The sequence below is a fragment of the Coxiella endosymbiont of Ornithodoros amblus genome (genome assembly GCF_019425495.1).
GTDB lineage: Bacteria > Pseudomonadota > Gammaproteobacteria > Coxiellales > Coxiellaceae > Coxiella.
This window is the reverse complement of record NZ_VFIV01000099.1, coordinates 46,276-53,062: the sequence shown is the minus strand read 5'-3', so window position 1 is coordinate 53,062 and position 6,787 is coordinate 46,276. Positions and strand designations below refer to the sequence as shown.

The following is a 6,787-nucleotide window of genomic DNA, read 5'->3' as shown; positions in this document are numbered from 1 at the left end:
TTTGAACAGAAAAAAATCGCTAGTTGCGGTATCGCTCGTGAAACTGTGAATAAGGTGTATAAAATTACTATTTATTAGCCGGTTTTCAAACTTGCTCACAGCAATTCAAACATAGTTGATCCATGGCAATAGAGAACGCCATTATCATTGATAAGCATTCTTTTTCTGGCGGCAGTGACAACGCTAGTGACGTGGGATTTTCTGTATGGCCTGACAGTAGGTATTTTCATGACCTGTTGGTTTTTCGGCGCTGCTATTCTGGGCGATCTTTCCAATACCCTTGGCCGAAAAAATGCGCTGTTGCTTTGTTTAATTGGCTCGTTTTTGGATTATTTATTATCAGCTTTTGCTGTCGGCATTTATAGCCTGACGTTCTTGATTCTTGGTTGAGTAATCGCGGGATTTACGGCGGGAAGCCAGCCCGCTGCAGAAGCGGTCATTGTGGATGTAAGCTCGGAAGTGTACAAAGCACGTAATATTAGCTTGATACTCTTGTTAATTTCGTTTGGCTTTATCATCGGCCCCATTATTGGAGGTGTTTTATTGGATAGTCGGTTTGTGAGCTGGTTTTGGTTTTCAACGCCGCTTTATTTTGTTTCGTTGATTTCATTGATTAACGCGTTTTTATTAGGATGACTGTTTGCTGAAACATTTCAGTGAAGAAAAAAATTAATATAAAGTTGAAAAACGCTTTTGATACTTTTATGTTGGTGTTCAAACATAAAAAATTTGGAAATTATCTATTGTTTTGATTGTAATTATTTATGGGTGGAGTAATTTCTTTTCCTTTATTTCAATGTTCGCATTACACCGTTATAGGTTCACCTCTTTAAAAATCTCACTCTTATTGGTAGACATGGGTATTGACTTTAGTATTGATTGCGTTTATTTAGTCGACCGTTTTGTGAAATTTTTTAGGTTAAAATCTATTATCACCACTATTTTTTTCTTAACCACTTATTTAGCAAGCTATGGCGTCAATGTCCCTCCAATTTTAGTGGTAATTGGAATGACAATGATCGCTATTTTAATGAATACGATTAACCGTAGTGAAATTGAGTATTAGTCAGATTAAAGAAAGGGTTCTACTTTTCATATTTTTTAAAGAAAGATGGAGTATTAGAATGGGAAAAAGTTGTAACGATATACAATGGTTGGAGCGAATTGAAAATTCCCTGGAGAATGGATTAGATTAAAATAGTAAAGGTAAGAAACTAAGTAGAGATTTAGAAACAAACGAGTCAAGACAGCTTTCGTCATTCCCCAATTCTCAGGACAGCTTAATTAATCTATTAAATATTTAACATCATTAAGTTGATTGAAAATAATAGTGCCTTCTATCATGTACAACCACTTTTTTTCATTAGAACTTGTTTTTAATTTTTCAAATAGATGTATTTCTAATTAATATTTGTTAACACCAACAGCAGTCAACTTGAAAATTAGAAATCTGAGAGAGATTTTATTTATCTCCTTGATATTTTCAAATAAAATGAAAAATAGAAGTAAAAAGTTCGTCTGATTGACCTGGTATTAAAGATACTATATTTTTCTAAATTTTTTATGAAAACCATTATCTTCCTCAGTAATTTTTTGAGCAGCAATCTTTTCTATTAGAAGTTGAAAAAATTCATCATTTCCGATTTTATTTCGGATAAAATTTTCGGCCTTAGCGTATTTCTTGTGTGTCCATACTAATTGAAAAAATAGACACTAATTGCGTGGTAATTAAATTCAAATTATAAATTATTTCGATCACTTTGTATCCATAATCAAATAGGATTCCAGAGAATTCGATGTTATGCTTGGCGAGGTTTATGATTATTCGAAGTATTTTATGCACTGTAGAAGAGGTTGCTTGTTGATGATCAATAGCTGTTTTAAAAATCATATCAATTCCTTTTCGGTTTTGGATCGGGTTATTTATAGGAACTGATTATAGTCATGAACCTCGATATAATATTATTTCTCCATGTAGAGAAGCATTAATAAATAAACATGGGGGTGGGTATAGTTATTCGTTTAAAACGGAATAGTGGTATATCAAAATTCGTTAAGTGTAATCGCTATTTCCAGTCGACTATTGTAAAGTTTGGATTCGATTACCTTTAATTTTCTTGAGTGATTTTTCCATCAAGTATAGGTATTTCATTTAACTCTGAATATTGAAATTTATAAAAACTTTTGTTAACTAAATTTAAACATTCTTGAAAAAAATTTAGACTTTCATGTATGTATAATTAATACCTAGGCTCCTCATTAACCATTATCAGTATTTATTCGTTTTATTTTCTTAGCGTATCGAATAAGGTGATATAGAAAAAAATATCAAAACTCCTACCCTGCTGGTGTATTGATTCGAATAAATTTATCGCATTATTTACCTGATTGGCGATACTGTATTAAAGTTATTTTTCTAAATAAAAACAACACCGCATTTATGATTTCTTTAAAATCATGATTATTTTTATCAAGAAAAGATTTTATTTCAACTTTTTTAGGAGGCTTTGCGTGTTTTTCTCAGCTAAATTTTAAAATCAAGAGTTAATCCACTCGATAATAATATTTTTATGTTGTTCCTTTTTGAAAGTGTAAGTTTTAAAAAAAGTCGGTTAACACCTTTTTTGAAAAATTAAAATTATTTTTAGCATTAGAAGTGGGAATCATCGCGGTAAATATTTGAGTTTTTGCTTTCTTGGCTCGACATGCTTTCCTATACACTTCTTTACTTAATTCATTATCATGCCTAGCAAATTCTTTGATGATTTCGTTGATATCCAAAATATCCAGGGTTATATCTGTATTTTCAAGTAATTTTAAGAGTTCGTCACAACTTTTATTTTTGAATGATTGAATCGTCCTCTACTATTAAAAACACAGTGACGGATACCAATGTGCATTCCTTTAATAGTCGTGATAACTTCAATTTGTTCATTTCAATCGTTATTATAAGAATACTGACATCTTAAATAAATACAATTAAATGTGAACGGGTGTGCTAATGTAAAAGTATGTATTTATTGATTAAAATAAATTATTTTTCTTTTTTGATAATGTTTTTAGGCCTTATTTAAAGTTCTGATAATCTAATTTAAGGAATAAGTTTCAACTCAAATTTCCTCACAACTTAAAATCCCTCTTCCAACCATCTCCCCACTGAAGGAGGAGAGGATCTTCACTTTCTCATCGATCACGTGGTTATTCGAATCCGTATTTTTTTTGTGTTACGCTTTGAGAAAATAGAAGGAGTTATCCATGAATATTGAGATAATCTGGCAAGGCCAAAATGCTTTAGGTGAAGGGCCGATGCGGCATCCGTATGAGAAAATGTTTTATATTGGATTGATATTGCAAAGCCGTCGTTACATCGATTAAATCCGGTGACGGGTGATTATCAGCAATGGAAAATGCCAGACTTTATCGGCGCCGTAGTACCGCGTGAATCGGGAGGCGTGATAATTACCATGGGGAACGCTGTTTTTTTCTGTTCAGATTCCTTCGGGAAAGATGACGCAATTGGTGGCCATTGAACCCTGGAGCAATTCATTGCGCATGAATGATGGTAAATGCGATTGGCATGGTCGATTTTGGGTTGGTGTTGCGAATATCGATACTGAAAATCCAAAAGGCAGTTTATACCGTTTAGACCCCGATGGGGCACTCATAAAAATTGAAGAAGGCATTACCATTTCAAATGGTTTAGGCTGGAGTCCCAACAATAAAATTTTTTATTACACGGATGGGTTAAAATACTGTATTTATAAATACGATTTTAATTTGCAAAAAGGCACGGTTTCCAACCGCCAAATTTTCGTGCAATTAGAAAAAAGCTCAATTGAACCAGATGGCTTAACAGTGGATATTGAAGGTTATGTGTGGGAAGCTCAGTGGAACAGCGGAAAAATTTTCCGCTATGCACCGAATGGGAAAGAGGATAAAGTCATCGACATGCCAATCAAACGTCCTACGAGTTGTATTTTTGGTGGCCCAAAGCTGGACCGATTATACGTGACATCCTGTTCACAAGGAATTGCTGAAACCGAACTACTGCCACCCCCCGCTGGAGCGATATTTGCTATTAATGTTGGAACTAAGGGACTGCCTGAGCCAGCGTTTAGGGGTTAGGTCTACTCTACCGTCACCGACTTTGCCAGATTACGCGGCTGATCAATATCTGTCCCTTTTAACACTGCGACGTGATAGGCTAATAATTGCAGCGGAATCGTGTATGCAATAGGCGCAGCAAAATCCGGAGTGGGCGGTATTTTTATCAGCGTGGTACCATTTTTTTGTTGCCAATTAATGCGATGATCAACGAAAGCATATAATTCACCGCCGCGCGCATGGACTTCTTGGATATTAGACGCTAATTTCTCAATGAAATGGTCGTTTGGTGCGACGACAATAACAGGCATGCCTTTATCCACCAAGGCTAATGGTCCGTGTTTTAATTCACCAGCAGGATAAGCTTCGGCGTGCATATAAGAAATTTCTTTGAGTTTTAACGCGCCCTCCAGTGCGATCGGAAACATCGGACCCCGTCCTAAAAATAGTGCGTGCTCTTTATCATTAAATCGTTTGGACAATTGCTTAATTTGACGGTCGAGCTCCAGCATTTTTTGTAACAGCGCAGGAAGTTGTTTTAATTGTGGTAAAATAGAAGTAGATTTGCGAATTAATTTTTGATTATTTTGGTGGAATAAAAAAGTTAATAATAATAGAGCAACTAATTGTGTCGTAAATGTTTTAGTGGCGGCGACACCAATTTCAGCGCCAGCCCGAGTTAAAAAAATCAGATCTGCCTCACGCGCTAATGAGCTTTGTGGCACATTGCAAATGCCAAGCGTAGCTGCATATCCAGCTTTTTTGGCTTGTCGTAGGGCGGCTAATGTATCAGCCGTTTCTCCAGATTGTGAGAGTGCAACGAACAAGGTATTTGGCTCAACGATTCCTTGGCGATAGCGATTTTCGCTCGCTACTTCTGCTTGACAAGGAATTCCTGCTAAAGCTTCCAACCAATAACGACCTACTAAAGCAGCGTGATAGCTGGTTCCGCACGCAACGAGTTGGACGCGTTGAATTTTTTTAAAAATCGATGCGGCTTGTGAGCCAAACCGTTGTACTGTCAATTGCGCTTTAGTGAAATGATTATTAATCGTATCCAGCACGGCTTGCGGTTGCTCAAAAATTTCTTTTTGCATGTAATGACGATATTTACCTTTACACGTTGCGTTGTAATCGATTTTCGTAGCGTGAGCCGTGCGTTTTACCGCTTTTTTGTTTTTATCATAAATAGCCACGCTTTTTAAACTAATTTTGACAATGTCGCCTTCTTCCAAATAAATAAACCGTTGCGTGACAGGCAACAAAGCAAGTTGATCCGAGGCAATGAAATTTTCACCAATTCCTAATCCAATAACCAAAGAACTACCGCATCGAACAGCATATAAGGTTTCTGGCTCGCGCGTGCTGATAATGCCCAGTGCGTAACCACCTTTAAGCAATTTTGTGGCTTGCTGAATGGCTGTTAACAACTCAAGGGTAGATTGTAAATGATAATGAATCAAATGAGCGATGACTTCGGTATCTGTTTCCGACTTAAACTTGTAGCCTGCTTTCGTTAATTTTCGCCGTAGAGAATCGTGATTTTCGATGATACCGTTATGGACAACGGCGATGGTTTTTTCAGAACAGTGTGGATGTGCGTTTTTTTGCGAAGGTTCACCGTGCGTTGCCCAGCGCGTGTGCGCAATACCGATTTTACCGAGTAACGGTTTTTTTTTGACAGAATCAACCAATGCAGCCACTTTGCCCTTAACCCGAACGCATTGAATTTGATGGGTTTTCGGGTACAGCAACGCCATCCCGGCTGAATCATAGCCGCGATATTCCAAACGATTTAAACCTTCTAACAAAATATCCGCTACAGGGCGTTCTGCAACGGCTCCTACGATGCCGCACATACCTATTTTCCTTACAGTAAAGAAGTGGCGTTTATCTTGGTTGATATCGGCAGAAGAGTCAACGAGCCAGCTTTGACCATTCCGACATTTGAGTCATAATGGTTTAATGAAACGCTATTTAATTGAAAATATTGAAAAAAATTACCTCATAAAATCGTTTTACTTAGCAGGCCACACCAAAGTGGTAGAATAGCTTGGCAAAGCAACTTTGGAACAACTACGATTATTATATCTATAATTTAGCTGAAGACAGACACGCACTCTCCCCAAAAAACGTTGGAACCACGCAAAGCCCTCTCATCATTTTTAGTCGATGAGGAACCAACCTGTCATTTAAAATATTTTTTGAAATTGGTTCCTACCAGCAAAAAATTCAAAGCGAATACATATTAGCAGGTTGGGATGCCCGAATGAATTCAATCTATTGGGGAGGCTATCAAGTGGATAGATACGGCATTATGCAGCCAATTATTTTGGACCAAGTGAGTAACCCTACTGACATTGATTGGCCTGATAAAGATTGGTTAATAGCAGGAAATGCCTGGAGCATTTATCAATCCTTTCTTAAAAAATCCACGTCAAAAATGGATGCAGATATTTATCCTGACGCTGCCTCTTTGGCCCTCATTGCTAATCAAAAATATTTAAAAGGCAAAGTTGTAGCCCCCGAAAAAAGCGAACCTACCTACATTCGCGACCAGGTAGTCCAAGCTTCTTTCACAAATAAAAATTAATATCTCTGGTCATTTCCACTTCCGCGGGATGGCGTGCTTTAATTTAAGTTAATTTTAAAAATATTGAATAAATAACATTAATTCAATTTC

Annotated in this window: 5 protein-coding genes and 3 pseudogenes; 6 read left to right on the top strand and 2 right to left on the bottom strand. The window is 36.7% G+C overall.

From position 1 onward, the window contains the following. Positions 1–147: 147 nt before the first annotated feature. From FIV31_RS07850 to FIV31_RS07840, 3 genes are all read left to right on the top strand, one after another. Positions 148–390, top strand: coding sequence for an MFS transporter (locus tag FIV31_RS07850; protein WP_280124377.1), 243 nt, complete (start codon positions 148–150; stop codon positions 388–390). A 3-nt stretch (positions 391–393) separates the two neighbouring features. After that, complete coding sequence (locus FIV31_RS07845) at positions 394–636, top strand: hypothetical protein (RefSeq protein ID WP_341873977.1); 243 nt, start codon at positions 394–396, stop codon at positions 634–636. Between the two features lie 220 nt (positions 637–856). Beyond that, on the top strand, positions 857–1,066 hold the full coding sequence (locus tag FIV31_RS07840) for a hypothetical protein (RefSeq protein ID WP_280124375.1): 210 nt from the start codon (positions 857–859) through the stop codon (positions 1,064–1,066). Positions 1,067–1,669: 603 nt separating this feature from the next. Here FIV31_RS07840 and FIV31_RS07835 read toward each other — a convergent pair. Continuing rightward, positions 1,670–1,891, bottom strand: coding sequence for a hypothetical protein (locus tag FIV31_RS07835; protein ID WP_280124374.1), 222 nt, complete (start codon positions 1,889–1,891; stop codon positions 1,670–1,672). Positions 1,892–3,255: 1,364 nt separating this feature from the next. Here FIV31_RS07835 and FIV31_RS07830 point away from each other — a divergent pair. Beyond that, positions 3,256–4,125, top strand: a pseudogene (locus tag FIV31_RS07830) (SMP-30/gluconolactonase/LRE family protein). Between the two features lie 2 nt (positions 4,126–4,127). Here FIV31_RS07830 and glmS read toward each other — a convergent pair. Then, a complete protein-coding gene (glmS, locus tag FIV31_RS07825; RefSeq protein ID WP_280124373.1) occupies positions 4,128–5,963 on the bottom strand; it encodes a glutamine--fructose-6-phosphate transaminase (isomerizing) in 1,836 nt (611 codons plus the stop codon). Positions 5,964–5,999: 36 nt separating this feature from the next. On the opposite strand from glmS, the pseudogene FIV31_RS07820 reads away from it, so the two are divergent. Next, a pseudogene (locus FIV31_RS07820) lies at positions 6,000–6,258 on the top strand (ATP-binding protein); the annotation flags it as partial. A gap of 70 nt (positions 6,259–6,328) precedes the next feature. Next, a pseudogene (locus tag FIV31_RS07815) lies at positions 6,329–6,697 on the top strand (tRNA threonylcarbamoyladenosine biosynthesis protein TsaB); the annotation flags it as partial. Positions 6,698–6,787: the final 90 nt, after the last annotated feature.